The 26299-nt window shown below is 72.0% G+C and carries 23 protein-coding genes and 1 tRNA gene; 21 read left to right on the top strand and 3 right to left on the bottom strand.

Annotation, left to right across the window (positions count from 1 at the left end):
• The first annotated feature begins 105 nt into the window (after nucleotides 1-105).
• The 5 genes from ileS to ORG17_RS05260 are packed head-to-tail and all read left to right on the top strand — an operon-like array spanning nucleotide 106 to nucleotide 6584.
• A complete protein-coding gene (gene ileS / locus ORG17_RS05240; protein WP_214527895.1) occupies nucleotides 106-3363 on the top strand; it encodes an isoleucine--tRNA ligase in 3258 nt (1085 codons plus the stop codon).
• The gene (locus ORG17_RS05245) at nucleotides 3360-4853 is read left to right on the top strand and encodes a bifunctional folylpolyglutamate synthase/dihydrofolate synthase (RefSeq protein WP_214527894.1); all 1494 of its coding nucleotides are present in this window, start codon (nucleotides 3360-3362) and stop codon (nucleotides 4851-4853) included. The genes ileS and ORG17_RS05245 overlap by 4 nt, the downstream gene beginning before the upstream one ends.
• Nucleotides 4850-5266 (top strand): DUF4233 domain-containing protein, encoded by a 417-nt coding sequence (locus tag ORG17_RS05250; RefSeq protein WP_051596525.1) that lies wholly within the window; start codon nucleotides 4850-4852, stop codon nucleotides 5264-5266. Before ORG17_RS05245 ends, ORG17_RS05250 begins: the two co-directional genes overlap by 4 nt.
• A 35-nt stretch (nucleotides 5267-5301) precedes the next feature.
• Nucleotides 5302-5721 carry a nucleoside-diphosphate kinase gene (ndk, locus tag ORG17_RS05255; RefSeq protein WP_017885984.1) on the top strand — a complete coding sequence of 140 codons (420 nt, stop codon included), beginning with the start codon at nucleotides 5302-5304 and terminating at the stop codon, nucleotides 5719-5721.
• A 14-nt stretch (nucleotides 5722-5735) separates the two neighbouring features.
• Nucleotides 5736-6584, top strand: a complete 849-nt coding sequence (locus ORG17_RS05260) for a DsbA family protein (protein WP_214527893.1) — start codon at nucleotides 5736-5738, stop codon at nucleotides 6582-6584.
• Between the two features lie 70 nt (nucleotides 6585-6654).
• Here ORG17_RS05260 and ORG17_RS05265 read toward each other — a convergent pair whose 3' ends face one another.
• Together ORG17_RS05265 and ORG17_RS05270 are read right to left on the bottom strand one after the other, a co-directional pair.
• Entirely contained in the window at nucleotides 6655-7518 is an 864-nt protein-coding gene (locus ORG17_RS05265) for a DsbA family protein (protein WP_214527892.1), read from the bottom strand.
• A gap of 31 nt (nucleotides 7519-7549) precedes the next feature.
• Nucleotides 7550-8152, bottom strand: a complete 603-nt coding sequence (locus tag ORG17_RS05270; RefSeq protein ID WP_071245032.1) for a vitamin K epoxide reductase family protein — start codon at nucleotides 8150-8152, stop codon at nucleotides 7550-7552.
• Nucleotides 8153-8499: 347 nt separating this feature from the next.
• Between ORG17_RS05270 and ORG17_RS05275 the strand changes: the two genes are divergently transcribed.
• Nucleotides 8500-11478 carry an Rne/Rng family ribonuclease gene (locus ORG17_RS05275; RefSeq protein ID WP_214527891.1) on the top strand — a complete coding sequence of 993 codons (2979 nt, stop codon included), beginning with the start codon at nucleotides 8500-8502 and terminating at the stop codon, nucleotides 11476-11478.
• Between the two features lies 1 nt (nucleotide 11479).
• Nucleotides 11480-12301, top strand: coding sequence for a hypothetical protein (locus ORG17_RS05280; RefSeq protein ID WP_214527890.1), 822 nt, complete (start codon nucleotides 11480-11482; stop codon nucleotides 12299-12301).
• Between the two features lie 205 nt (nucleotides 12302-12506).
• Here the strand turns inward: ORG17_RS05280 and ORG17_RS05285 are convergent, their stop codons facing one another.
• Nucleotides 12507-12779: a DUF4031 domain-containing protein gene (locus ORG17_RS05285; RefSeq protein WP_176708421.1), complete on the bottom strand. Its 273-nt coding sequence runs from the start codon at nucleotides 12777-12779 to the stop codon at nucleotides 12507-12509.
• Between the two features lie 180 nt (nucleotides 12780-12959).
• On the opposite strand from ORG17_RS05285, the gene rplU reads away from it, so the two are divergent.
• From rplU to ORG17_RS05355, 14 genes are all read left to right on the top strand, one after another.
• Nucleotides 12960-13268 carry a 50S ribosomal protein L21 gene (gene rplU / locus ORG17_RS05290; protein ID WP_027464715.1) on the top strand — a complete coding sequence of 103 codons (309 nt, stop codon included), beginning with the start codon at nucleotides 12960-12962 and terminating at the stop codon, nucleotides 13266-13268.
• Between the two features lie 12 nt (nucleotides 13269-13280).
• Nucleotides 13281-13532 carry a 50S ribosomal protein L27 gene (gene rpmA / locus ORG17_RS05295; RefSeq protein WP_017885976.1) on the top strand — a complete coding sequence of 84 codons (252 nt, stop codon included), beginning with the start codon at nucleotides 13281-13283 and terminating at the stop codon, nucleotides 13530-13532.
• 104 nt (nucleotides 13533-13636) lie between these two features.
• A complete protein-coding gene (gene obgE / locus ORG17_RS05300; RefSeq protein ID WP_214527889.1) occupies nucleotides 13637-15199 on the top strand; it encodes a GTPase ObgE in 1563 nt (520 codons plus the stop codon).
• 7 nt (nucleotides 15200-15206) lie between these two features.
• Nucleotides 15207-16025 carry a glutamate 5-kinase gene (gene proB, locus ORG17_RS05305; RefSeq protein WP_250892582.1) on the top strand — a complete coding sequence of 273 codons (819 nt, stop codon included), beginning with the start codon at nucleotides 15207-15209 and terminating at the stop codon, nucleotides 16023-16025.
• Nucleotides 16026-16993: 968 nt separating this feature from the next.
• The gene (locus tag ORG17_RS05310; protein ID WP_214527980.1) at nucleotides 16994-18259 is read left to right on the top strand and encodes a glutamate-5-semialdehyde dehydrogenase; all 1266 of its coding nucleotides are present in this window, start codon (nucleotides 16994-16996) and stop codon (nucleotides 18257-18259) included.
• 40 nt (nucleotides 18260-18299) lie between these two features.
• Nucleotides 18300-18500: a hypothetical protein gene (locus tag ORG17_RS05315; RefSeq protein WP_035807661.1), complete on the top strand. Its 201-nt coding sequence runs from the start codon at nucleotides 18300-18302 to the stop codon at nucleotides 18498-18500.
• A gap of 11 nt (nucleotides 18501-18511) precedes the next feature.
• Nucleotides 18512-19111, top strand: a complete 600-nt coding sequence (gene nadD, locus ORG17_RS05320) for a nicotinate-nucleotide adenylyltransferase (protein ID WP_027464719.1) — start codon at nucleotides 18512-18514, stop codon at nucleotides 19109-19111.
• Nucleotides 19108-20568: a hypothetical protein gene (locus ORG17_RS05325; RefSeq protein ID WP_214527979.1), complete on the top strand. Its 1461-nt coding sequence runs from the start codon at nucleotides 19108-19110 to the stop codon at nucleotides 20566-20568. Before nadD ends, ORG17_RS05325 begins: the two co-directional genes overlap by 4 nt.
• A gap of 132 nt (nucleotides 20569-20700) precedes the next feature.
• Nucleotides 20701-21075 carry a ribosome silencing factor gene (gene rsfS, locus ORG17_RS05330; RefSeq protein WP_027464721.1) on the top strand — a complete coding sequence of 125 codons (375 nt, stop codon included), beginning with the start codon at nucleotides 20701-20703 and terminating at the stop codon, nucleotides 21073-21075.
• 108 nt (nucleotides 21076-21183) lie between these two features.
• A tRNA-Ala gene (locus ORG17_RS05335) sits at nucleotides 21184-21256 on the top strand.
• Between the two features lie 79 nt (nucleotides 21257-21335).
• Complete coding sequence (locus ORG17_RS05340; RefSeq protein ID WP_214527978.1) at nucleotides 21336-22259, top strand: aldose 1-epimerase family protein; 924 nt, start codon at nucleotides 21336-21338, stop codon at nucleotides 22257-22259.
• Nucleotides 22238-23755: an anthranilate synthase component I family protein gene (locus ORG17_RS05345; RefSeq protein ID WP_214527977.1), complete on the top strand. Its 1518-nt coding sequence runs from the start codon at nucleotides 22238-22240 to the stop codon at nucleotides 23753-23755. The genes ORG17_RS05340 and ORG17_RS05345 overlap by 22 nt, the downstream gene beginning before the upstream one ends.
• 46 nt (nucleotides 23756-23801) lie before the next feature.
• Nucleotides 23802-24671, top strand: coding sequence for a hypothetical protein (locus ORG17_RS05350; protein ID WP_051596529.1), 870 nt, complete (start codon nucleotides 23802-23804; stop codon nucleotides 24669-24671).
• A complete protein-coding gene (locus tag ORG17_RS05355) occupies nucleotides 24668-26296 on the top strand; it encodes a DNA polymerase Y family protein (RefSeq protein ID WP_081827190.1) in 1629 nt (542 codons plus the stop codon). Before ORG17_RS05350 ends, ORG17_RS05355 begins: the two co-directional genes overlap by 4 nt.
• Nucleotides 26297-26299 lie beyond the last annotated feature (3 nt).

The following is a 26299-nucleotide window of genomic DNA, read 5'->3' on the forward strand; positions in this document are numbered from 1 at the left end:
CCGACACAGAGTGGTCGCACAGCGCACGTTGGGCGGCAAACGAGGTGGTACCGCGGAACCTGCTTTCGTCCTCGTGGAGATCGAGCGAACCCACAAGGAGTCCCGGTGCCGTACCCGTTGAACGCCGATGCCGATGGCGTCGTCCCCTCGCCGAGCTTCCCCGCCGTCGAGCGGGGCATCCTCGCCTTCTGGAAGCGCGACGACACGTTCCAGGCGTCCATCGACGCGCGACAGGGCTGCCCGGAGTGGACCTTCTACGACGGCCCGCCGTTCGCAAACGGCCTGCCGCACTACGGGCACCTGCTGACCGGGTACGCCAAGGACGTCTTCCCGCGCTACCAGACCATGCGCGGCAAGCAGGTGCACCGCCGCTTCGGCTGGGACACCCACGGCCTGCCCGCGGAGCTCGAGGCGATGCGCCAGCTCGGCATCACCGAGAAGCACGAGATCGACGCCATGGGCATCGACGTCTTCAACGCCGCCGCCAAGAAGTCCGTGCTGCAGTACACCGACGAGTGGCAGGAGTACGTCACCCGCCAGGCGCGCTGGGTCGACTTCGAGGACGACTACAAGACCCTCGACGTCACCTTCATGGAGAGCGTGCTCTGGGCGTGGAAGCAGCTCTGGGACAAGGGTCTGGCGTACGAGGGCTTCCGGGTCCTGCCGTACTGCTGGAACGACCAGACACCGCTGTCCAACCACGAGCTGCGCATGGACGACGACGTCTACAAGATGCGCCAGGACCAGTCCGTCACCGTCTCGTTCCCGCTGCACGGCTCGCGCGCGGACGCGCTCGAGGTCACCGGCGTGCGGGCACTCGCCTGGACGACGACCCCCTGGACCCTCCCGACGAACGCCGCCCTGGCCGTCGGTCCGGAGATCGCGTACGCGGTCGTGCCGGCAGGGCCTGGAGGCGCGGCTGACGGTGCCGACGCCGGTTCCGTCTCCTACCTGCTGGCTTCGGACACCGTGGCCGCGCACGCGAAGGAGCTCGGCTACGCCTCGGGTGACGAGGCGCGCGCCGCCGTCGCGCGCACGCTGACGGGCGCCGAGCTCGACGGCGTCGAGTACGAGCGTCTGTTCGACCACCTGGCCGACCAGGAAGGGTACGAGAACGCTTGGCGAGTACTGGTCGCCGAGTACGTCGAGACCGGTGAGGGCACCGGCATCGTGCACCAGGCCCCGGCGTACGGTGCCGACGACCAAGAGGTCTGCGCCGCCGCCGGCATCCCCGTGGTGCTGTCCCTCGACGAGGGCGGCGTCTTCACGTCGCAGTTCGGCGAGGTCGCCGGCATGCTCTGGTCGGACGCGAACAAGCCGCTGACGAAGGCCGTCCGCGACGCCGGGCGACTGCTCCGCCAGGCGTCCTACGAGCACAGCTACCCGCACTGCTGGCGCTGCCGGAAGCCCCTCATCTACAAGGCCGTCTCGTCGTGGTTCGTCCGCGTCACCGAGCTCCGCGACCGCATGGGTCAGCTCAACCAGGACATCAACTGGGTGCCGGACAACGTCAAGGACGGCCAGTTCGGCAAGTGGGTGGGCAACGCCATCGACTGGTCGGTCTCGCGCAACCGCTACTTCGGCACGCCGATCCCGGTGTGGCAGTCCGACGACCCCGAGTACCCGCGCACCGACGTGTACGGCTCGCTCGCCGACATCGAGCGCGACTTCGGTCGCCTGCCGGTGAACGCCGAGGGTGAAGTGGACCTGCACCGGCCGTTCATCGACGACCTGACGCGGCCGAACCCCGACGACCCCACGGGTAACTCGACGATGCGCCGGATCACCGACGTGTTCGACGTGTGGTTCGATTCCGGGTCGATGCCGTACGCCCAGGTGCACTACCCGTTCGAGAACCGCGAATGGTTCGAGTCGCACAGCCCGGCCGACTTCATCGTCGAGTACATCGGGCAGACGCGCGGCTGGTTCTACGTCATGCACGTGCTCTCCACCGCGCTGTTCGACCGGCCGGCGTTCCAGAACGTCATCAGCCACGGCATCGTCCTCGGCTCGGACGGCCAGAAGATGTCGAAGTCGCTCCGGAACTACCCGGACGTCTCCGAGGTCTTCGACCGCGACGGCGCCGACGCCATGCGCTGGTTCCTGATGTCCTCGTCGGTGATCCGCGGCGGCAACCTCGTCGTCACCGAAGAAGGCATCCGCCAGGGCGTCCGCGAGTTCATGCTGCCGCTGTGGTCGACGTACTACTTCTTCACCCTGTACGCGAACGCCTCGGGTCCCGACGGCTACCGGGCCCAGCGCCGGACCGACTCGACCGACGTGCTCGACCGGTACCTGCTCGCGAAGACCCGGGTCCTCGTCACCGACGTCCGGACGCACCTCGACGCCCTCGACACCCCGCTCGCGGCCCAGGCCGTCCGCGACTTCGCCGACGTGCTGACGAACTGGTACGTCCGCCGCTCGCGCGACAAGTTCTGGACCGGGGCCGACGCGGACGCCGGAGCCGAGACCCGTGCGGCGTTCGACACGCTGTACACCGTGCTCGAGACCCTGACCCGGGTCGCCGCCCCGCTCGCGCCGCTCGTCACCGAGGAGATCTGGAAGGGCCTGACCGGCGGGCGCAGCGTCCACCTGACGGACTTCCCCGACCCCGAGGAGTTCCCCGCCGACGACGCCCTCGTCGACGCGATGGACCGTGTGCGCGACGTCGCCTCGAAGGGCCTGGCGCTCCGCAAGGCCACCGGCAAGCGCGTCCGCCTGCCCCTGGCCACCCTGACCCTGGTGGTACCGGACCCGGCCGCGGTCGAACCGTTCGCCGACATCCTGCGCGACGAGCTCAACGTCAAGCGCGTGGTGCTCGAAGCCCAGGCCGAGGAGTCGCTGGCGCAGTACGGCATCGAGCGGAAGCTCACCGTGAACGCCCGCGTCGCCGGCCCCCGCATCGGCAAGCAGGTGCAGCAGGTGATCCCGGCCGCCAAGAAGGGCGACTGGACCGCGACCGACTCCGGCGTGACCGTCGGCGGCGTCGACCTGATCGAGGGCGAGTACTCGCTCGACCTCACCGTGGCTGACGCCTCGGTGGCCGTGGCGTTCCTCGACGAGGGCGGCTTCGTCGTGCTCGACACCGTGACCACGCCCGAGCTCGAGGCCGAAGGGCTGGCCCGCGACGTCGTCCGCGCCGTCCAGCAGGCCCGCCGCGACGCCGACCTCGACGTCAGCGATCGCATCACCCTGACCCTCCGGGTGGACGACACGGCCGACGGCGCGGTCCGTACGCACCAGGAGCTCATCGCGGGGGAGACCCTGGCGACGAGCGTCGAGATCGAGCCCCTCGGGGCGGACGACACCACCACCGACGTCGGTGACGGTGCGAAGGTATCCGTGGAGGTAGCACGCGCATGAGTGACGACGACCAGTACGACGGACACGAGGCGAACGAGGAGTTCGTCGGACACGACGAGTTCGACGGTCGCGACGAGGACGGCATCCGGATCCCGGTCGGCCCCTCCGGAGACGCTCCAGCCGACGCCGTGCCCTACGGCGGCGACGACGACGAGGTCCGCCGCGTCGAGGCCGCCCTGTACGCCCGCATCGGCGAACAGGCCCCCGAGCGCCGGCTGACGGCCACCCGCCGCGCCGTCGAGCTGCTCGGCGACCCGCACCTGGCGTACCCGGTGATCCACGTGACGGGCACGAACGGCAAGACGTCGACCGCGCGCACCATCGAGAGCATCGTCCGGGCACACGGTCTGCGCACCGGTCTGATGACGAGCCCGCACCTGGTGTCGATCCGGGAACGCATCGTGGTCGACGGCCAGCCGATCGCGGCGGACCGGTTCGTCGAGAACTGGGACGACATCGCCCCGGTGCTCGAGATCACCGACCGCGAGCTCGCCGACAAGGGTGAACTCCCGCTGACCTTCTTCGAGGCGCTCACCGTGCTCGCCCTGGCGTGCTTCGCCGAGGCACCGGTGGACGTCGCCGTGATCGAGGTCGGGATGGGCGGCGAGTGGGACTCCACCAACGTCGTGCAGAGCCAGGTGTCGGTGTTCACGCCGATCGCCATCGACCACGCGAAGCAGCTCGGTGCCACCGTGGCCGAGATCGCCCGCACCAAGTCGGGCATCGTCAAGCCGTCGTCCGCCGTGGTGTCGAGCCGACAGGTCCCCGAGGCCCTCGCCGAACTCGAGCGCGCCGCCGAGCTCACCGAGTCCACCCTGGCCGTCGAGGGCACCGGGTTCAGCGTCGTCGACGTCACCCCGGCCGTGGGCGGACAGCTCATCACCGTGCAGGGCATCGCCGGCCGCTACGACGACCTGTTCCTGCCGCTGTTCGGCCGGCACCAGGCCGAGAACGCCGCCGTGGCGATCGCGGCGGTCGAGTCGTTCCTCGGCCGCGGGGCCCAGGCCCTCGACGAGGACGTCCTGTCCGAGGGCATCGCCGGCACGACCAGCCCCGGTCGCCTGCAGCCCATCGTGACCGACCCGACCGTCGTCGTCGACGCCGCGCACAACCCGCACGGTGCGAAGGCCCTGGCCGAGGCGCTGCCGGTGGCGTTCCCGTCCGAGCACGTCGTCGGCGTCGTCGGGATCCTCGGCGACAAGGACGCCCGCGGGTTCGTCCGCGCGCTCAAGGACACCGTCGCGACGTTCGTCGTGACGCAGCCGCCGGGGGAGCGGGCGCTCGACGCGGACGAGTTCGCCCGTGTCGTCGTCGACGAGGTCGGCGAGGACCGCGTCGTCGTCGAGCCGTCCCTGGCCTCCGCACTGCAGGAAGCGCGCAGCCTGGCCGACGAGGCGGATGCCGAGGACGCCCTCGTGCTCGTCGCGGGCTCCATCGTGATGGTGGGCGCGGTCATGGACCTCGTGCACCGCGAGGGCGAGGCGAAGTGACGGACGCACCACGGGCCTCCCGGCCGGGCCGCGCACCGCGCACCCGGAAGCCGCGCCGCGAGCGCGGGGCGCAGGAGAGCCTGCTCTCGATCACGCTGGTGCTCGAGGCGATCATGTTCTTCTTCCCCATGCTCGTCGTCTTCGGCAAGGGCACGCTGCCGCCCGCCGCGGCCTTCGGTGGCGGCATCGGCGCGATCATCGTCCTCGCAGCTGCCTCACGTCTGACGGGCAACCGGGCCGGTGTATGGTTCGGGTGGCTGCTGCAGGCGGCCATCCTCGCCACCGGGTTCATCGAACCGTTCATGTTCGCGGTCGCCGTGGTGTTCCTGGCGCTGTGGGTCTTCTGCTTCGTCAAGGGCGGTCAACTGGACCGTCAGAACGCCGCGCGCCGAGCGGCCATGGGCGAGGACTGACCACCACATTCGACCCCGAACACAGGGAGTACTGCGTGTCCGACTTCGAAGAGACCCTCGTCCTCGTCAAGCCCGACGGCGTCGCCCGCCAGCTGACCGGTGAGATCCTCCGCCGGATCGAGGCGAAGGGCTACGAGCTCGTCGACCTGAAGATGCTCACCGCACCGCGCGACCTGCTCGACGCGCACTACGAGGAGCACCAGGGCAAGCCGTTCTTCGAGCCGCTCGTCGAGTTCATGCAGTCCGGTCCCGTCGTCGCCGTGCGCGTCGCCGGCAACGGTGCGATCGCGGGCTTCCGCTCGCTCGCCGGCACCACCGACCCGACCTCCGCCGCGCCCGGCACCATCCGTGGTGACCTCGGCCGCGACTGGGGCCTCAAGGTGCAGCAGAACCTGGTCCACGGTTCGGACAGCCCCGAGTCGGCCGCGCGCGAGCTCGCGCTCTGGTTCGCCTGAGCGACGGGGACGACGTGACGAACAACGACCGACCCACCAAGAACGAGCGGCGTCAGCACGCCCGCGAGGTCGCACGCCAGCGCGCCGACGCCGAGAAGCGCCGCAAGCGCCGCAACAAGTGGTTCCTGCAGGGCGGCATCGGCCTGGGCATCGTGGCGATCGCCGCGATCATCGCGATCGTCGTGGTGAACGTGAACAACGCCCCCGTGGTGTCCGCAGCGGGGCCGAAGAACATGGCCACCGGCGCGATCCAGTTCACCGGCCAGGACGGCAAGGTCACCCCGGTGACCACGCCGGCCGTCTCCGCGACGGGTTCGGCCTCGCCGGCCCCGACGGCGAACAGCGACGGCGCCGTGACGGTCACCGAGTACGTCGACTGGGCCTGCCCGGTCTGCAAGCAGTTCGAGGCGGCCTACTCCGACCAGATCCTCGACAAGGTGAAGTCGGGCGACGCGACCCTGGCGATCCAGCCGGTGTCGATCCTCGACCGCAGCTACGCGGGCTCCCGCTACGCCAGCCGTGCCGCGAACGCCGCCATGTGCGTGGCGAACTACGCGCCGGACAAGTTCCTCGACGTGCAGACGCAGTTCTTCGAGAACCAGCCGGCCGAGGGCACCAAGGGCCTGACGAACTCCGAGATCGCGAAGCTCGTCAAGGCGGGCGGCGCGACCGGTTCGGACCTGTCCGAGTGCCTGTCGTCCGAGCAGTTCAAGGGCTGGGTGACGAAGTCCACGCAGGCCGTCACCACGAACGAGGCGCTCGCGGGCACGCAGGGCTTCGGCACGCCGACGATCGTCGTCGACGGCAAGCGCCTGGACGACCTGAGCACCGTCATCACCGCGATCGACGCCGCGGCGAAGTAGCACTCCCCGAACGACCGACGGCCCTCGCTCCCATCCGGGAGCGGGGGCCGTTCGTCGTGAGCGGGGAAGGCTAGGACGCCCTGCCGTGCTTCCGGACGAAGGCCGCGAACGCGTCGACGTCGGCGAGGGACGCCGCGCCGTCCGCGTTGTACTGCTCGCCGTCGACGATGATCGTCGGCGTGCTCGTGATCCCGTCGAGCGACGAGTTCGGCACCGGGTCGCTCATCGCCCGGTTCGTGGCGTCGGCGACCCACCCGGCGAAGTCCTGCCGGGTGATGCACGGCGCCACGGCCGGATCCGCCGCCCCGGCCTGGCGCGCGAGGGACGCCAGCTCGTCGTTCGTGAGTCCGCGCGTGCTCTCCGAGGGCTGGTGTTCGTAGAGCGAGCTGTTGAACGCCAGGAACGCGTCCGGGTCGTGGTCCGCCACACAAGCGGCAGCCGCAGCCGACCGGGTGGAGTACCGCGACCCGAGCGACACGCGGTCGAGCAGCCCGAGTGGATGCAGCTCGAGGGTCGCGGTGCCGTCCTCGACCCACTGTCGGATCCGGGGCATCTGGGCCGTCTCGAACTGGTTGCAGTACGGGCACATGTAGTCCGCGTAGATCGTGATCGCGGTCCTGGAGCCGTCCTGCTCGGTCGGCGTCGGGGTCCCGCCGTCGGGCACCGCCCGCGTCTCGACGGGCAGGATCCTGCCGGCCACCCCGGTGAGCAGGACGCCGTCGCTCGCCGCGTTCCGCGGACCCGGCCCGGCGGGCTGCACGGAGTTCGCGATCACCAGGACGACGACCGCGACCACCGCGAGGCTCCCGACGACGATCCCGCTGATGCCGAGTGTGCGGAGGCGCCGGCGTCGAGACTGCTCCGCCGCCCGTGTCGCTCGCGCGCGTTCCCGTGCGACGTCCCGGCGCGCCCTGCTGCTCTCGTGCTCGCTCATCGATCCCGAGCGTAGGGGCAGCGGGGACGGCTCAGAAGCTGGTGAGCACCGCGGGGAACTTGATGATGATCGTGACGATGATGACCAGGTAGTTCGCCAGCGCAAACGCCCAGCTGAAGGGCAGGAGCGACCGCCCGACGCGCTGCGCCCCGGCGCCGAAGCGACCCTGCGCCGTGTTCCAGATGGTGAACACCCAGAACATCGGGATGGTCATCGACCAGACGAGCATGCACCACGGGCACAGGGCACCGATGACGAAGACGGTCTGCGTGAACAGCCAGGTCACGAAGACCCATGCCAGGAAGACACCGGCGTTGAAGACGATCCAGAACCAGCGCGAACCGTTCCGGAACCCGGCGAGCAGCAGCACCGCGACGGCGATCGGGGCGACGAACCCCATGACGCCGAGCAACGGGTTCGGGAACCCGAACAGGTGCCCCTGCCAGCTGGCCATCACGTCGGAGCAGTTGATGAACGGGTTCACGTCACAGCTCAGGACGGCCTTCGGGTTCTGGTACTTCGTGAACTCGTCGAGGACGAGCCGGAACGAGCCGAACAGGCCGACGATCCCGGTGACGAGCAAGAAGACCGCCATCGCGATCGGACGACGGGGGGCAGGGGCAGACGCGGTCACGCGGTCATCATCGCATGCGGGTTCCGGTGCTTTCCGGGTGCGGCATGCGATAATGCCTGGAGGTCGTGCGGCCAACCGCACACCGAAGAGAGCTTTCCGAGTGACGCCCCACCGGGCCGAACCCGGACGATCAGGTGCGGTGAGAGCGCACTGTGGTCGGGCAGCGTCACTCCGACGCCGAGCCGGACCGGGCCGGGTGCCCGGACCGGAACGGGCGCGGACGCAACGAGAAGTTGACGCGGACCGATCACGAGACAGCGAGCGCGGGGGCGTCGACGCCGCCCGCCACGACACAGAATTCCCGCCACCCGAAAGGGTGCGAGTGGGGCCGAGGAGTGCACCAGTCCATGGTGGAGCAGAACAACGACAACACGACCAACGACGAGAACGCGCCGAAGCGCCGGAGCCGCCTGTTCGGCGGTCGCCGCGCCCGGTCGTCCGGCCAGGAGGCCCGTGGGAGCGCCGAGCAGGCACCCCACGCCGACGAGACCCTCGCGCTGACGGGCGGCGCTGACGCCCGTCCCGCGGCCAGCGTCGCGTCGGCCGGTTCGCCGGACTCTCCCGATTCGCCGGACTCGCCCGACTCCCCGGCCTCGCCGGCGTCGCCCGTCGAGCCGACCGACACCGGGGCGGTCTCCGTCGCGGTCGAGGCCGTCGCCGACAGCGGTGCCGAGCCGCACGACGTGAGCACGCTGACCGGTGACCTGCCGGTCGTGACGGGCGACCAGTCGGCGACCGCGACCGACGGGGCGGACGCGGACCGCGCCTCCCGTCCGGCCGATGCCGCACCGAAGGCCGAGGCGAGCGACGACGCAGCACCCGCCGACGAGCCGTTCGTGCCGAAGGCCACGAGCACGCTCAGCCTGATCTTCCACGCGCCGGTGCTGCCGGAGCTGCCGCAGCGCGCGCCCCGGTTCGAGCGCGACCGCGATCGTGACCGTGACCGTGACGAGGACGACCGCTACGACCGCGAGGACCGGTTCGACCGCGATCGCGACCGTGACGACCGCGACGACCAGGGCGGCTCGCGCCGTCGCTCGCGTCGCCGTGGTTCGAGCGCCGACCGCGAGGCCCGCGAGCCGCGCGACCACCAGGAGCCGCGCCGCCGCGAGCCGGAGCTCATCACCGAGCCGCAGCGCATCAAGGGCTCGACCCGGCTCGAGGCGAAGAAGCAGCGCCGTCGTGACGGCCGCGATGCCGGACGCCGCCGTCAGGTGGTCAGCGAAGACGAGTTCCTCGCCCGCCGCGAGAGCGTCGACCGCCAGATGATCGTCCGCTCCAGCTCGTCGACGATCGAGATCGGCGTGCTCGAGGACGGCATCCTCGCCGAGCACTACATCACCAAGTCCGAGAACGTGTCGCTCATCGGCAACGTCTACCTCGGCAAGGTGCAGAACGTCCTGCCCTCGATGGAGGCGGCGTTCGTCGACATCGGTCGTGGCCGGAACGCCGTGCTCTACGCCGGTGAGGTCGACTGGAACTCCGTCGAGACCGGCAACCACGGTCGCCGCATCGAAGCAGCGCTCAAGCCGGGCGACAAGGTCCTCGTGCAGGTCACGAAGGACCCGGTCGGCCACAAGGGTGCCCGCCTCACCAGCCAGATCTCGCTGCCGGGTCGCTACCTGGTCTACGTGCCGAACGGCTCGATGAACGGGATCTCGCGCAAGCTGCCGGACACCGAGCGTGCCCGACTGAAGAAGATCCTGAAGGAGGTCCTGCCGGAGCACGCGGGCGTCATCGTGCGCACCGCTGCCGAGGGTGCGACCGAGGAGCAGCTCACCCGCGACGTGCAGCGCCTGACCAGCCAGTGGGAGGCCATCCAGAAGAAGGTCGCCGGTGGCCACGCCCCGGTGATGCTGCACTCCGAGCCCGACCTGCTCATCAAGATCGTCCGCGACGTCTTCAACGAGGACTTCACGAAGCTGATCATCGACGGCGAGGCCGCCGGCGGCACCATCGACGAGTACCTGTCGGCCGTCGCCCCGGACCTCAAGGACCGCGTCGTCCGGTACGAGGGCCCCGACTCCTTCGAGGAGTTCCGCCTCAACGAGCAGATCGACAAGGCGCTCGACCGCAAGGTCTGGCTGCCCTCCGGTGGTTCGCTCGTCATCGACCGCACCGAGGCCATGACGGTCGTCGACGTCAACACGGGCAAGTTCGTCGGGTCCGGCGGCAACCTCGAGGAGACGGTCACGAAGAACAACCTCGAGGCCGCCGAGGAGATCGTCCGGCAGCTCCGCCTGCGGGACATCGGTGGCATCATCGTCGTCGACTTCATCGACATGGTGCTCGAGGAGAACCGCGACCTCGTGCTCCGCCGCCTGGTGGAGTGCCTGAGCCGCGACCGGACGAAGCACCAGGTCGCCGAGATCACCTCGCTCGGCCTCGTGCAGATGACCCGCAAGAAGATCGGTGTCGGTCTGCGCGAGTCCCTCGACGAGGTCAACGCCAAGATCAACGACAACAACGCCGACCCGGGCCCGAGCAAGGGTCGCCGCAAGGGCCGTGGCGGGAACGGCAACGAGAACGGCCGGTCCGGCAACGGCGGGAACGGCGGCAACGGCAACGGGAACTCCGGTTCGTCGGGGTCGTCGGGGCCGTCGCACGGCGCGTCCAGCCAGGCGCACCAGATCACGGACGACGTGAAGAACGCGCTGTCGCGGATCGCCGCCTCGACCCTGTCGCACGACGAGCAAGAGGCAGCGGCGGCTGCCGTGACCGCGACGGAGACCACGGCACCGTCGTCGGCCGACGCGTCGATCGGCACGGACAGCACGGGTGGCGAACAGCCGACCGGCTCGAAGCGTCGTCGTCGTGGCCGTGGAAGCCGCGGGGGAGACCAGCAGAACAGCGACCAGCAGACCGGCGACCAGCAGGCTGCCGCGCAGGCCGAGGTCGCCGAGCAGTCGGACGCACCTGAGTCCTCGGCCACCGCCGAGCCCGCCGTGGTCGTCGAGTCCGAGGCGCGCGCGCCGAAGGCCGCTGCTCCGGCCGTCACGGAGCCCGCTGCCGCACCGAAGGCGAAGGCCCCGGCCCGTCGTCGCGTGAGCTCGAGCGCCACCGTGACCCCGACCGACAACACCGTCGCGATCCTGGACATCCCGATCGCCGCGGCGCCCAAGCGCGAGCCGCGCGCGGTCGCCCCGGACGCCGAGTCCCTGCTCGACTCGGTGCTCCAGGCGCTCCCGGAGCCGAAGCAGCCCGGACAGGGGCGCTCGCGTTCCCGCCGCGTCTCGTCGCCGAGCATCAGCGCTCCAGCCACGCCGACGGAGGAGCCGACCGACGACGCCGACGGCTCCGACGGCACAGTGATCCTGGGGAACTGACGTGACGAGCCCGGGCGACCCGCAGCAGCAGCGTGGGTACTACGGTGCGGGCTGGTCCCAGCCCGCACCGCCCGGCCCGGGTGCCCAGCAGCCCGGTGGCCCCGTGCCGCCGCAGCAGGGCGGTGTGCCGCAGTACGGGCGTCAGCCCGGTGCCGGTGCGCCGTACGCCCCGCCGCGGCCGCCCCGTGCCCCGGCAGACCCGCGTCGGGCCTTCGCGCCCGGGGCCTCGGTGACGAACACGGCCGGCGCGCTCATCGCCGTGGTGGCGCTGGTGCTCGTCGAGTTCGTGTCCGGGCTCTTCGGGCTGCTCGGCACCTCGCTCGTGGTCAGTCCGTTCCGGCACTACGGCGCCGGCACGAGCCTGCTCGGCAGCTTCACGACCGGGGTCTTCGTGGCGCCGTTCCCGTACTACGTCGGCGCGTTCCTGGCCCTGGCGTTCCTGACGCCGATCGACCGTCGCAGTCCGCTGCCGAGGCTCCTGCTCCGCGTGGTCCTCGCCGGCGCCGCTGGCACGGTGGCCCTGATGCTCGTGGGGGTCTTCACCGGGTCGCTCGGAGCGACCACCGCCGGCGCTTCCCAGCTCGTCATCGACGTGGTCACGCGGCCGCTGCAGAACGGTCTGCCGTTCACGGTGATGCTCCTGGCGACCGCCACGGCGGCCTGGCTCTGGCTCGGTCGACCGCGCCGCGGACGAGGCCCGTCGACGACCCCGGGCATGCCGGGCACCGTCCGACCCGCCGACGCGGTGCCGCCGTCGACGATCCAGCAGCCCCCGCAGCAGCAGCCCCCGGCGAACCCCTGGGGCGGTCCAGCGCCCCGCTGAGCCCGCCCGCGGCCCCTCGCACGGTGCGAGGCCCCCGCCGACCCGTGCGAGGTTCCGTACTCGGTGCGCCCGTCTCCGCGTCGCACGGAGTACGGAACCTCGCACCGTTCGCGCGGCCCTGCGGCCCTGCGAGCCGGCGACGCGCCGTGGGAGGTGCCGCGCGGGGCGGACCCGAACCGGGCCTCCCGGCCGCCCTGACGCGCTGTCAGCGGCTGCGCTTGTCCCGCTGCGCCACGCGCAGCCCACTGCGGATCAACCGCAGCACGAGCTCGCGACCGGTCACCGCCGAGGCGCCCGCGGCCACCAGTTCGTCGTACCGCGCGAGCGGGACGTCGTAGTGGTCGTGGTCGAACGCACGGCGCGGCACACCGGCCCGCGCAGCGAACGCGTGGAGTTCCGCGTAGGATTCATCACTGACGAGGTGCGACCACAGTGTGTCGTGGGCGGGCCACGTCGGTGGGTCGATCAACACGGTCACCGTGCAATCGTACGGGTGTCGCCGTTTGACCGGACCCAGGGTGATCGAGTATTCTCGGTCCCTGGTGTCAGCGGGCCGTTCTGCCTGCGTCGCCGATCGGGCCCGGCCTTCCCGGGAGCCGCTCGTGCAGAAGTGGGCACCCGAGACTTCCCTCAAGCAGAGTTACGTAAGGATTTCCACGTGGTTTACGCAGTAGTGCGCGCCGGCGGCCGTCAGGAGAAGGTCGAGGTCGGCACCATCCTGACCATCGACCGTGCCAAGGCGGACGACAAGGGCAACATCGACCTCGCCCCCGTGCTCCTCGTGGACGGTGACAAGATCACGTCGGCGGCTTCCGAGCTCGCGAACGTGACCGTCACCGCCGAGGTGCTCGACGACCTCCGTGGTCCCAAGGTCATCATCCAGAAGTTCAAGAACAAGACCGGGTACAAGAAGCGCCAGGGTTTCCGCGCTGAGCTGACCCGCGTCAAGATCACCAAGATCGCGTAAGGGAGTCATCTCATGGCACACAAGAAGGGTGCGAGTTCCACTCGCAACGGTCGTGACTCGAACGCACAGCGCCTCGGCGTGAAGCGCTTCGGTGGCGAGGTCGTCAACGCCGGCGAGATCATCGTCCGCCAGCGCGGTACCCACTTCCACCCGGGCGCCAACGTCGGCCGCGGTGGCGACGACACGCTGTTCGCCCTCTCGTCCGGTTCGGTCGAGTTCGGCACCAAGGGTGGCCGCAAGGTCATCAACATCGTCAACGCGTAGTCGTTCGAACGACTGCAGCTGGAGGGGCGGGCCGAGTGCCCGCCCCTCCTTCGCTTTTCCCGCCGACGATCCCGTCGGCACAACGAAACACCAGGAGTGGACCCATGGCGACCTTCGTCGACCGCGTGACCCTGCACCTCAGCGCGGGGCACGGCGGCAACGGCTGCGTGTCGGTCCGCCGTGAGAAGTTCAAGCCCCTCGCCGGGCCCGACGGCGGCAACGGCGGTGACGGCGGCGACATCGTGCTCGTGGCCGACCCGCAGGTGACGACGCTGCTCGGCTACCACCGTTCCCCGCACCGCTCGTCGAAGAACGGGCAGCCCGGCATGGGCGACCACCGCAGCGGTGTCAGCGGCGAGGTCCTCGAACTCCCGATGCCCGTCGGCACCGTGGTGTACGACGAGTCCGGCGAGGTCATCGCCGACCTCACCGAGCCCGGTATGCGCGTCGTCGTGGCCCCCGGTGGACAGGGCGGCCTCGGCAACGCGGCGCTCTCCACCACGAAGCGCAAGGCCCCCGGCTTCGCGCTGCTCGGCACCGAGGGGTGGGCGGGTGACATCAGCCTCGAGCTGAAGACCATCGCCGACGTCGCCCTCGTCGGGTTCCCGAGCGCCGGCAAGTCCTCGCTCATCGCCGCCGTCTCCGCCGCCAAGCCGAAGATCGCGGACTACCCGTTCACGACCCTCACCCCGAACCTCGGTGTCGTCGAGTCCGGTGACACCCGGTTCACCGTCGCCGACGTCCCCGGTCTGATCGAGGGCGCAAGCGAGGGCAAGGGCCTGGGCCTCGAGTTCCTGCGCCACGTCGAGCGGTGCGAGGCGCTGCTCCACGTCATCGACTGCGCCACGCTCGACCCGGGCCGCGACCCGATCAGCGACCTCGACGTCATCCTCGGCGAGCTCGAGCGCTACCCGGTCCCCGAGGGCCAGGTGCCGCTGCTCGAGCGCCCGCAGATCGTCGCCCTGAACAAGATCGACGTGCCCGAGGCGCAGGAGCTCGCCGAGTTCGTCACCGCCGAGCTCGAGGGCCGCGGCTACCGCGTCTTCCCGATCTCCACGGCGTCCCGCAAGGGGCTCCGTGAGCTGACCTTCGCCCTGGCCGACATCGTCGAGCAGGCTCGCGCCGCCCGTGCGGCCGAGCCCGTGCCGGAGCGCATCGTGCTCCGCCCCCGCTCGGTCAACGAGAAGCCGTTCACCGTGCGCGCCGAGGGCGGCGAGGAGCACCGCTTCTACCGCGTCCGCGGCGCCAAGCCGGAGCGCTGGGTCCAGCAGACCGACTTCACCAACGAAGAGGCGATCGGCTACCTGGCCGACCGGCTCGCGAAGCTCGGCGTCGAGGACGGTCTGTTCAAGGCCGGAGCCGTCGCCGGCTCGACCGTCGTCATCGGTGGCGACGGCGGCATGGTGTTCGACTGGGAGCCCACGCTCACGTCGACCGCGGAGCTCATCACGAGCGCCCGTGGCACCGACGCCCGCATCGGTGCGACCTCGCGTCCGACCCGCAACGAGCGGCGCGAGGAGTACTTCGAGCGGATGGACGCCAAGGCGGCCGCCCGTGCCGAGCTCGAGCAGGAGCGCGTCTCCGGGCTCTGGGTGGACGACGACGTGGTGACCAGCGACCAGCTCGGCACCAGCGAGCAGGTCGAGACCAGCGACCAGAAGGACTGACCGCGGCATGACCGACACGACCGCCCGCACCGACCTCGGACCCGTCACCCGGCGAGAGGACATCCCGCGTGCGCGGCGGATCGTGGTCAAGGTCGGCTCGTCCTCGGTCAGCGGTGACGCCGCCGGCCAGATCGGCCCCCTGGTGGACGCCCTGGCCGCCGCCTACGGTCGGGGGACCGAGGTCGTGCTCGTGTCGTCCGGTGCGATCGCGACCGGTTTCCCGTTCCTCGGACTCGAGGGCCGACCGGACGACCTCGCCACGCAGCAGGCTGCGGCGGCCACCGGGCAGAACGTCCTGATGTTCCGGTACCAGAAGGAACTCGATCGGCACGGCGTCGTCGCGGCGCAGATCCTGCTCACCGCCGGTGACCTGCAGAACCCCACACACCGGGTGAACGCCCAGCGCGCCATCGACCGCTTGCTCGCCCTGCGCGTTCTCCCGATCGTGAACGAGAACGACACCGTCGCCACGCACGAGATCCGCTTCGGCGACAACGACCGGCTCGCGGCCCTGGTGGCCCGGATGCTCGGGGCCGACGCCCTCGTGCTGCTCTCCGACGTCGAGGCGCTCTACACGGCACCCCCGGAGCAGCCCGGCGCGACCCGCATCGACGAGGTGCCGTTCGGCGACGAGCTGGCCGGGGTCACCTTCGGCTCGATCGGCACCGCCGGCGTCGGCACCGGGGGAGCGGGGACCAAGGTCGCCGCCGCACGGCTCGCGGCCGAGGCGGGCACCGCGGTGCTCGTGACCGACACGGCGCTGGTCGACCGTGCGTTGGCGGGCGAGCACCTCGGCACCTGGTTCCACGCCGCGCCGCGTCCCTGAGACGGGTTGCGCCCGGAGCGGTCACGACTCGCCGTCGGTCCGGTGCCGACTGGTCGGGAACCGTCGGTGTGGTCGGCGCGGAGCGACGGCCTGCGACCGCTCGCGTGGTGCGGGATGACGTGTCGTGACCGACCGACGGGGTGGACGCGACCGCCTGGAGGTCCGGTGCGGGTCCCGGGGACCGGTGGCGGGCCTCCAGGCGGTCACGACTCCCCGTCGCGACGCGGTCGTGTGGTCGGGAACCGTCGGTACGGTCGGCGCGGAGCGACGATCTGTGACCGCTCGGCGGGCGGGGGACGACGTGTCGTGACCGGTCGACGCGGCCAGCCGCCGGGGTGGACGCGACCGCCTGGAGGTCCGGTGCGGCTCCCGGGGACCGGTGGCGGACCTCCAGGCGGTCACGACTCCCCGTCGCGACGCCGTGGTGTGGTCGGGAACCGTCGCCGCGGGCGTCGCGGAGCGACGATCTGTGACCGCTCGGCGGGCGGGGGACGACGTGTCGTGACCGGTCGACGCGGCCAGCCGCCGGGGTGGACGCGACCGCCTGGAGGCCCGGTGCGGGTCCCGGGGGCCGGTGGCGGGCCTCCAGGCGGTCACGACTCACCGTCGGGGCGCGGTCGTGTGGTCGGGAACCGTCGGCGCGGGCGTCGCGGAGCGATGATCTGTGACCGCTCGCGTGGTGCGGGACGACGTGTCGTGACCGACCGACGGGGTGGACGCGACCGCCTGGAGGTCCGGTGTGGGTCCCGGCGACCGTTGGCGGGCCTCCAGGCGGTCACGACTCACCGTCGGGACGCGGTCGTGTGGTCGGGAACCGTCGGTAGGGTCGGCGCGGAGCGACGATCTGTGACCGCTCGGCGGGCGGGGGACGACGTGTCGTGACCGGTGGTCGGGCGGACCGGGCCCGGAGGCACGGCGAGTGTCCGGAACGCCCGTCACGAACCGAGGGACGGACCTACAATCGGTCCATGTCGTCGATCGCGCCCGCCCCGACCCTGACCGACAAGCTCGTGGCCGCTCGGGCCGCCTCGTCGGCGCTCGCGACCGCGACGACCGCCGTCAAGGACGCGGCCCTCGGCGCGATCGCCTCGGCCGTGCGTGCCGCGACCGACGAGATCGTCGCCGCGAACCACGACGACCTCATCGCCGGCGAGGACGGCGGACTCTCGTCCGGGCTGCTCGACCGGCTGCGACTCGACCCCGGCCGGATCGAGGCCCTCGCCGCCGCGGTCGAGCACGTCGTCGGGCTGACCGACCCCGTGGGGGAGCACGTGCGCGGGTCGCAGCTGCCGAACGGACTCCAGCTCACCCAGGTGCGCGTGCCGTTCGGTGTCGTCGGGGCCATCTACGAGGCGCGCCCGAACGTCACCGTCGACATCGCCTCGCTCGCGCTCAAGTCGGGCAACGCCGTCGTGCTCCGTGGCGGATCGGCGGCCCAGCACACGAACGCCGTGCTCGTCGCCCGGATCCAGGACGCGGTCGAGTCGGTCGGCCTGCCCCGCGACCTGGTGCAGACCATCGACGAGTTCGGCCGCGCCGGTGCCACCGAGCTCATGCGCGCACGTGGCCTGGTCGACGTGCTGATCCCGCGGGGGAGCGCCGCACTCATCCAGACCGTCGTCACCGAGTCGCAGGTGCCCGTCATCGAGACCGGTGCGGGCGTCGTGCACGTGTTCCTCGACGCCTCCGCGCCGGAGCAGCGTGCGGTCGACATCGTCCTGAACAGCAAGGTGCAGCGGCCGAGCGTCTGCAACGCCCTCGAGACCCTCCTGGTGCACGAGGCCGCGGCCGAACGACTCCTGCCGGTGCTGGCCGACCGGTTGCGGGCGTCCGGTGTGACGCTGCGCGGCGACGACGCCACGCGGGCGATCGTGCCCGGGGTGCTCCGCGCCACCGACGGCGACTGGGCGACCGAGTCGATGGACCTCGACCTGTCGATCCGCGTCGTGCAGGACGTCGACGCGGCGATGGCGCACATCGCACGGTGGTCGACGCACCACACGGAGTCGATCGTCACGAACGACGTCGACACCGCCGAACGGTTCCTGGCGACCGTCGACTCGGCGGTCGTGATGGTGAACGCGTCGACCCGGTTCACCGACGGCGGCGAGTTCGGTTTCGGGGCCGAGGTCGGCATCTCGACGCAGAAGCTGCACGCGCGCGGTCCGATGGGCCTGCCGGAGCTGACGAGCACGAAGTGGATCGTGCGCGGCTCCGGGCAGATCCGCGGCTAGACTGAACGGCGTCTTTCCCCGACCGAACGGAGCACGAACGATGACCCTCCTCGCAGAAGCTGCTGAGCACGCCTCCGGGGCGCCCGCGTTCGTGTTCCCCATGGTCGGCGCCCTCTTCTTCATCTTCCTCGGCTTCGTGACCTGGAGCTTCCGTGACGTGGCCTACCGCCACTCCCAGAAGTTCGAGGCCACCCGCCACCACGAGACGGGTGTCGACGAGTTCGGCCACACCAAGATCTGACCGACCACTCGATGCTCGAGACCACCGGACGGCCACGCATCGGCGTGATGGGTGGCACGTTCGACCCCATCCACCACGGGCACCTGGTCGCGGCGTCCGAGGTGGCGCGGGCGTTCGACCTCGACGAGGTCGTCTTCGTCCCCACCGGACAGCCGTACATGAAGTCCGACGTCACCGACGCCGAGCACCGGTACCTGATGACCGTGATCGCCACCGCGTCGAACCCGATGTTCACCGTCAGCCGCGTGGACATCGACCGCCCGGGGCCGACGTACACCGTCGACACCCTGCGGGATCTGCACGAACAGCGACCAGATGCCCAGCTCGTCTTCATCTCGGGCGCAGACGCCGTTCAGCAGATCGTCGACTGGAAAGACCATGATGGTCTCTGGGACCTCGCGCACTTCGTGGCCGTGACGCGTCCGGGACACGCCTTGAGCCTCACCGGATTGCCCGAGCGGGACGTAAGCTTGCTCGAAGTCCCTGCACTGGCCATATCCTCGACGGATTGCCGTGACCGGGTTCGACGGGGGTTCCCCGTCTGGTACTTGGTTCCCGACGGTGTCGTCCAGTACATCTCCAAGCACCATCTGTATCGGAGCGTTGCATGAGTTCGTCCGACGCGCAGCCGCCCCTGTCGCGGCGCCAGGCGCGCGAGCGGGAGCGTGCCGCCGCGGCCGGTTCGCAGCCCGCGACGCCGCCCCCGACCGTCGCCGCACCCGCCGCCGAGACCCCTGAGTCCCGCCGTCCCGGGTCGCACGTCGCCCCGGCCCCCGGTGGCCCCGCCCAGTCGTCCGCGCCGGCATCGGCGCAGACCGCTCCGGCGTCTGCCTCGTCCGTCCCGGCGTCGTCACCCGCAGCCGGTGTGCCGCCGTTCCCGCCTGCCTCCGCGACCGAGATCGTCCCCGGCAGCGGTGGGCTCACCCGTCGGCAGATCCGGCAGCTCCGCGCCGCCGAGCGCCAGGCGGTGCAGCCGGTCCCGCTGCAGGACCCCACGCCCCAGTCGTCCGACCGCACCGTCGAGGACGTCCTCGGGTCGGTGGACACGATCGACCCCACCGCCGGGCCGCAGAGTGCTCCGGACGCCGAGGCCACGCACGACGAGCAGCCCGCTGCCCCGACGGTCCTCGACCAGGCCGCGGTCGCCCAGGCCACCGAGGCCGACGGCTCCCCGGACGCGCTCGAGCCCCTCGACGAAGCCGCCGCGCACGCCGAGGAGCCCCGCCGCCACCGGTCGACGTGGTCGCCGCCCGCCGACGTCACCGACTCCGACACGCCGGCGACCGACGTCCCCGAGTCGGATGCGCCGGTGAACGACGCCCCTGCGGACGAGACGACCGACGTCGCCCCGGCGGACGAGCCGTCCAAGGACGCACCCGCTCCCGCTGCCGGGTCGCAGCCCGCCGTCACGCCGGTGCCGATCCCGACGAACACCGCCGCAGCGACCCCCGCGGTGTTCCCGCTCTCGCTCGACGCCGAGGACGACGACACCAACGAGGTGCCGCTGCCCGAGCCCGCCACCGAGGCTCCGAAGGTCCCCGCCGCGTTCCAGCGTCCGACCGAGCCGAAGCCGGTGACCACCGCCTTCGCGCCGCCCGCCGGCCACTGGTCCCAGCAGGCGCACGACTCGAACGACTCCGAGGTGCACGACGCCGAGACCGGCACCCGTCGGGTCGCGGTGACGAACACGAACGCGATCATCCTGCCGAACTCGGCCCTGGCCGACCCCACCGGCGCCCTGAACGCGACGGGCGAGGTGATCCTGACGGGGTCGATCGACCTTCCGGCATCGCTGTCGTCGACGGGGTCGCACCGGCCGATCGACGGCGCCGAGGTCGACCGCCTGCTCGAGCAGCAGGACGAGCAGCCCGACACCGACGCCAGCCCGGTCCGGGCCAGCCGCGCGGTGTCCAGCCACACCTCGACCCGCCAGGTCGTGCTCGCCGCCGCCAAGCCGAAGGAGTCGCGCACGCCGCTGATCCTCGGTGTCACGGTCGGCGCGGTCGGACTGGCTGCGGCCGGTGTCATCATCACCGCACTGCTCACCACCCACGCGTTCGGCGGCTGACCGCTGCCGTCCCCGACGTCCGTTCTCCACCACCCCGCCGACCCTGGCCTGGCCGCTGTCGGCGGGGTGGCTTATGATCGTGACCCATCAAGCGAACCGGCTGTCCGTCGGTTCGACGACCGGAAGGAATCCGTGACCGCCTCCACTCGCGCACTGGAACTCGTGCAGGCCGCAGCACTCGCGGCCGACGCCAAGCAGGCCGAGGACCTCGTCGCTCTCGACGTGACCGGGCCGTTGCAGCTCACGGACGTGTTCCTGCTCGCAACCGGTCGGAACGAGCGCAACGTGCAGTCCATCGCCGATGCCGTCGAAGAACGCCTCCTCGAGCTCGGTGCCAAGACGCTCCGCCGCGAAGGCCGTACCGAGGGCCGCTGGGTCCTCATCGACTTCGGCGAGATCATCGTGCACGTCTTCCACGACGAAGACCGCCAGTACTACTCACTCGAGCGTCTCTGGGCCGACTGCCCGACGATCCCGCTCGAGCTCCCGGTGGACCACACCGCCTGATCAGCGACGCGCCCGGGTGACGGCTTCGATTTCGTCGCCCGGCGTTCGCATGGTGTACGCTTCTATGGTGCCTCCGGGGAACCGGTTGGTACGAAAGCAACACGATCTGGGTCTGTGGCGCAGCTGGTAGCGCACCTGCATGGCATGCAGGGGGTCAGGGGTTCGAGTCCCCTCAGATCCACCCTCAACCCCGCCGTTCCTCGGAACGGCGGGGTTTTTCGTGCGCCCGTCAGGCCTCGGCGGCCCGATACGCTGAGCGCATGAGCAACGACGCGCCGCTGTCCGGGTCTCCGCTGACGATCGCCTCCGCCGGGTACACGGCCGACATCGCCACCGTCGGAGCGACACTGCGGACCCTGCGGCACGAGGGCCGAGACCTGGTCGTCCCGTTCGACGCCGACGAGGTCCGCCCGGTCTTCCGCGGTGCCGTCCTGGCCCCGTGGCCGAACCGGATCGTCGACGGCGAGTACTCCTTCGGCGGCGTCGACCACGAGCTGGCCCTCACCGAGCCCGCACGGCACCACGCCCTGCACGGACTCGTCGCGTGGACGGACTTCCGCGTGCAGGAGCAGGCGGACGACCGCGTGGTGCTCGCCACGACCGTGCAGGCGCAGCAGGGCTACCCGTACCGCGTCGAGGTCACCGTGGAGTACCGGCTCGACGCCGAGGGGCTGCACACCACGATCACCGGGACGAACACCGGCGCCGAGGACGCGCCGTGGGGGACCGGCCCGCACCCCTACCTCGTCGCGGGTGCCGGCACCGTCGACGACTGGACCCTGACGCTCCCCGCCGCCCAGGTGCTCGAGGTGACGCCGGACCGGCTCGTCCCGACGGACCTGGTCCCCGTGCACGACGAGTTCGACCTGCGCACGCCCACGCTGATCGGCGACCGGTTCATCGACCACGCCTTCACCGGCTTCGACCGTGACGCCGCCGGCCTCGCCACCATCGCGGTCACGGCGGCGGACGGTCACGGGGTCCGTGCGACCTTCGGGCCGGAGTGCGGCTGGGCCCAGGTGCACACCGCCGACCACGTGGTCCCCGAGTACCACCGCGCCGGTCTCGCCGTCGAGCCGATGACGTGCGCCCCGGACGCCTTCAACGACGGCGAGGACCGCGGCCTCGTGGTGCTCGCGCCCGGTGCCTCGCACGCCGCCGCATGGACGATCGCCGCGATCTGAGCACCCCCGACCCCGGCGTCCGCGTCGAGGTCCGCCGACTCGACCCGGTCCCCGACCTCGCGGCCCTGGCGGCGCAGGTCGCCGGGGACCTGGTGTGGCTCGACTCCGGCCTGCCCGACGGTGCTCCCGCCACGGCTCGGCCCCGGGCCCGCTGGTCCGTGCTGGCGTGGACGGACGGGCCGTTCGCCGCCCGGTTCCGGCACCAGGACCGTCGCGCGCACCTGACGGTCGCCCCGCCCGCCCAGGAGTGGTTCGGGCCCGCCCGATCCGAGGAGCGTCCGGCCTTCGCGGTGCTGGCTGACCTGCTCCGACGCACGCCCAGCCTGCCCGAGCCGGTCGTCGGGTGCGGGTTCGCGCTGGGCTGGGTCGGGTTCCTCGGCTACGAGCTCGGCCGCGAGTCCGGCGGCCCGGACCGCACCGCCGACGGGCACGCCGACGCCGACCTGCGGTTCGTCGACCGAGCCGTCGTCGTCGACCACACCGGTGGCGGCTGGGCGCTCGCGCTCGTCGCCGACGCGGAACCGGCGGCCAGCGCGCGGAACCGCTCGTGGCTCGAGGAGGTGCCCACCCCCGCGACGTCGGTCGGCGTCGTGGACGCGGCCACGGGCCTCCCGGCCGGGGTGTCCACGGCGACCGGACGCGTGACGCGTGCCGCCTACGAGCGGGCGGTCGACGTGTGCCGCGCGGAGATCCGCGAGGGGAACGCGTTCCAGGTCTGCCTCACCACCGCCTTCGCGGTCGGTCAGGAGGCCCGTGGCGGCCCCGGTACGGACCCGCACCTGGGCGAGTACCTGCGGATGCGGGCGTCCGACCCCGTCCCGTTCGGTGCGTTCCTGCGGCTCGGCCCGCTGCGCGTGGCGAGCCGGTCACCGGAGCGGTTCCTGCGGATCGACGCGGCCGGAGCGGTGCTCGCGGAGCCGATCAAGGGCACGCGGCGGCGGCTCGCCGGCGCGGTGGCGGATGCGGCCGCGCGGGACGACCTGGCGGCGAGCCCGAAGGACCGCGCCGAGAACGTGATGATCGTCGACCTGCTGCGGAACGACCTGCTGCGGACCGCGGTGCCGGGGTCGGTGCACGTCGAGCGGCTGTGCGCCGTCGAGACGTACGCCAGCGTGCACCAGCTGGTCTCGACGATCGGGGCGGTGCTGCCGCCGGGGACGTCGCGGGCCGAGGTGGTGCACGCGGCGTTCCCGCCGGGGTCGATGACCGGGGCGCCGAAGAGCAGTGCCACGGCGATCGCGGACCGGCTCGAGGGGGCGCCGCGCGGGGTGTACTCGGGCGCGATCGGGTACTTCTCGGCGAGCGGGGCGGTCGACCTGTCGGTGGCGATCCGTAGCCTCGTGACCGTGCTCGACGAGTCGGGTGCAGTGCGTTCCCGGACCCTCGGAGCCGGGGGAGCGGTGACCTGGTCGTCGGTGCCCGCGGACGAGGCGGACGAGGTCGAGACCAAGACACGGTCGGTGCTCGGCGGAGTCGGGTCGGTCGCCAGCTGGTGAGCTGACGCCCTGATCCGAACACGTGTTCGATCGGGACTGTCCACGGATGTCGGACGCGATTGACATCATCGAACACATGTTCGAATATGAGGGCATGCAGACGGCGGCGGCACTCCGGTCGCCCACCCCGGACCGGGGCGGGCGGAGCGGTGCTGCACGCGGTGGCAGCGGTGCGGGCGGTGGCGGTGCGCGCCGTGGGCCGGACCACCTGAGCGATGCCCGGGCTGCGCTCGACCGCATCACGTCCCTGCGGTCCCGGGTGGCCGACATGGAGTCCACGCGGGTCGACACCGCCGGGCTCCCCACGGCCCCGGCGCTCGAACCCCTGCTGCCCGGCGGCGCGATCCGGGTCGGTGGCACCTACGCCGTCCCCGAGTCGGTGCTGCTCGCGATCACGATGCTGCAGGCGGCCTCGGCTGCCGGGGCGTGGTGTGCGGTCGTCGGGGTGCCGTCCTTCGGGATCGAAGCCGCCGCCGCCGCGGGGATCGACCTCGAACGGCTCGTGCTCGTCCCCGATCCCGGTGACCAGTGGCTCGCCGTGACGGCGGCGATGGCCGACGTCGCCCAGATCGTCCTCACCCGACCGCTCGGCCGGGTCGTGCCGGGCGACGTGGCACGGCTGTCGGCTCGGCTGCGACAGCGCGGTGGCGCACTCGTCGCGCTCGGCTCCTGGCCCGGGGCGGACGTCACGCTGCGGGTCACGTCCTCGACGTGGAGCGGCATCGGTCAGGGCCACGGCCACCTGACGGAGCGCCGGGCCACCGTGACCGCGACCGGGCGTGCCGGCGCGGTGCGTCCGGCGACCGCCGAGCTGCTCCTGCCCGCGGCCGACGGTGCGGTCCGGGCCGCCACACCGGTGCCGACGGTGGGCTCCGGGGACACCCGCGTGCTGCGGCCCGTGGCGGTGGCGTCGTGATCGCCTCCGGGCGCGTCCGGACCGACGCGATCACGCGTGGGGCGGCACTGCCCGAACCACCCCCGACCCGGACGATCGTGCTCTGGTGCCCGGACTGGCCGGTCATCGCGGCGGCTCGGGCCGGTGGCACCCCGCCGGAGCAGCCCCTCGCCCTGACCGCCAAGGGGCTCGTGTTCGCGAGCTCCGCGTCTGCGCGTGAGCAGGGTGTCGTGCGGGGGCTCCGCGTGCGTGAGGCCCAGGCACGGTGCCCCGAGCTCCTCGTGCAGCCCTACGACGACGCCCTCGACCACCGCGCCTTCGAGCCCGTCATCCGTGCGGTCGAGGCGGCGGTCCCCGGGGTCGAGGTGCTGCGGCCGGGCACCCTCGCGCTCCGCGCCCGCGGCCCGGCCCGGTACTACGGCGGTGAGCGCGCGGCGGCGGCGACCCTTGCCGGCATCGCGGCCGACCACGGCGCCCCCGCGGTGCGGGCCGGGGTGGCCGACACCCCGTTCGCGGCGGACCAGGCCGCCCGGGCCCGTCCGGTGCGCCCCGGTGAACGGGTGCGGCTCGTGCCCGTCGGGGGATCGGCGGACTTCCTCGCGCACCTGCCGCTCGGTGTGCTCGGCGACCCCGACCTCACGACGGTGCTCGACCGGCTCGGCATCACCACGCTCGGCGACTTCGCGGCACTCGGCGACGAACAGGTGCGGGACCGCTTCGGCGTGGCCGGGGCGTTCCTGCACCGGTTGGCCGGGGGCCGCGACCCCCGCGAGATCGCGGCGCGGGAGATCCCGCCGGAACTCCGGGTCGAGGCGTCGTTCGAACCCCCGCTGGACCGCGCCGACCAGATCGCGTTCGCGTTCCGGCGTTCCGCCGACGACTTCGCCGAGCGACTCCGGGCCGCGGGACTCGTGGCGACGACCATCCGTGTGGGGATCGTCGACGAGCGCGACATCCTGCTCGAACGGACCTGGGCGCACCCGCGCTGGTTCGACGCCGCCGACGTGGTCGACCGGGTGCGGTGGCAGCTCGCCGGCGGGGTGGACCCCAGCGGGCTCGAGGCGCCGGTCACCTCGGTCGTGCTCGAGCCGGTCGCCGTCGACGACATGGCGAACCACGAGCGCGGGCTGTGGGGCTCCGGCCCGGACGAGCGCGTGCACCACGGCCTCGCCCGGATCCAGGGCATGGTCGGCCACGACGGTGTGGTGAGCCCGCGCATCGGCGGGGGCCGCACCCTGTCCGAGCGCGTGGTGCTCGTGCCGTGGGGCGACGCACCCGCCGGCGGTGAGCGAGCCCTGGCGACCGTCCGCGACCGTCCGTGGCCCGGCAAGCTGCCCGGCCCGCCCCCTGCCACCGTGCTCGAGCGCCCCCGACCGGTCGACGTCGTCGCCGTCGGTGGTGCGAGCGTCGACGTCGACGAGCGCGGCGTGCTGTCCGGCGCACCCGAACGGTTCCGTGCCGAGGGCGACCGGGGCGGCGGCTTCTCGGCCGTGACGGCCTGGGCGGGCCCGTGGCCGCTCGTCGTCCGGTGGTGGGAGTCCGGCGGTCGACGCCTGCACCGGCTGCAGCTCGTCGACGCCGAGGGGCGTGCCTGGTACCTGGTGCTGGCGGACCACCGCTGGTGGGCCGAGGCGATCGCGACGTGACCC

Source organism: Curtobacterium flaccumfaciens pv. betae (assembly GCF_026241855.1).
Classification (GTDB): domain Bacteria; phylum Actinomycetota; class Actinomycetes; order Actinomycetales; family Microbacteriaceae; genus Curtobacterium; species Curtobacterium flaccumfaciens.

Bases quoted from the DNA above. Each gene is read 5' to 3' on its own strand.
- ORG17_RS05340 (WP_214527978.1), top strand. From the start codon at position 21,336: ATGAGCAACGACGCGCCGCTGTCCGGGTCTCCGCTGACGATCGCCTCC.
- rpmA (WP_017885976.1), top strand. From the start codon at position 13,281: ATGGCACACAAGAAGGGTGCGAGTTCCACTCGCAACGGTCGTGACTCG.
- ORG17_RS05350 (WP_051596529.1), top strand. From the start codon at position 23,802: ATGTCGGACGCGATTGACATCATCGAACACATGTTCGAATATGAGGGC.
- obgE (WP_214527889.1), top strand. From the start codon at position 13,637: ATGGCGACCTTCGTCGACCGCGTGACCCTGCACCTCAGCGCGGGGCAC.
- ORG17_RS05265 (WP_214527892.1), bottom strand. From the start codon at position 7,518: ATGAGCGAGCACGAGAGCAGCAGGGCGCGCCGGGACGTCGCACGGGAA.
- proB (WP_250892582.1), top strand. From the start codon at position 15,207: ATGACCGACACGACCGCCCGCACCGACCTCGGACCCGTCACCCGGCGA.
- ORG17_RS05310 (WP_214527980.1), top strand. From the start codon at position 16,994: ATGTCGTCGATCGCGCCCGCCCCGACCCTGACCGACAAGCTCGTGGCC.
- ORG17_RS05345 (WP_214527977.1), top strand. From the start codon at position 22,238: ATGGACGATCGCCGCGATCTGAGCACCCCCGACCCCGGCGTCCGCGTC.
- nadD (WP_027464719.1), top strand. From the start codon at position 18,512: ATGCTCGAGACCACCGGACGGCCACGCATCGGCGTGATGGGTGGCACG.
- ORG17_RS05275 (WP_214527891.1), top strand. From the start codon at position 8,500: ATGGTGGAGCAGAACAACGACAACACGACCAACGACGAGAACGCGCCG.
- ORG17_RS05325 (WP_214527979.1), top strand. From the start codon at position 19,108: ATGAGTTCGTCCGACGCGCAGCCGCCCCTGTCGCGGCGCCAGGCGCGC.
- ORG17_RS05315 (WP_035807661.1), top strand. From the start codon at position 18,300: ATGACCCTCCTCGCAGAAGCTGCTGAGCACGCCTCCGGGGCGCCCGCG.
- ORG17_RS05245 (WP_214527894.1), top strand. From the start codon at position 3,360: ATGAGTGACGACGACCAGTACGACGGACACGAGGCGAACGAGGAGTTC.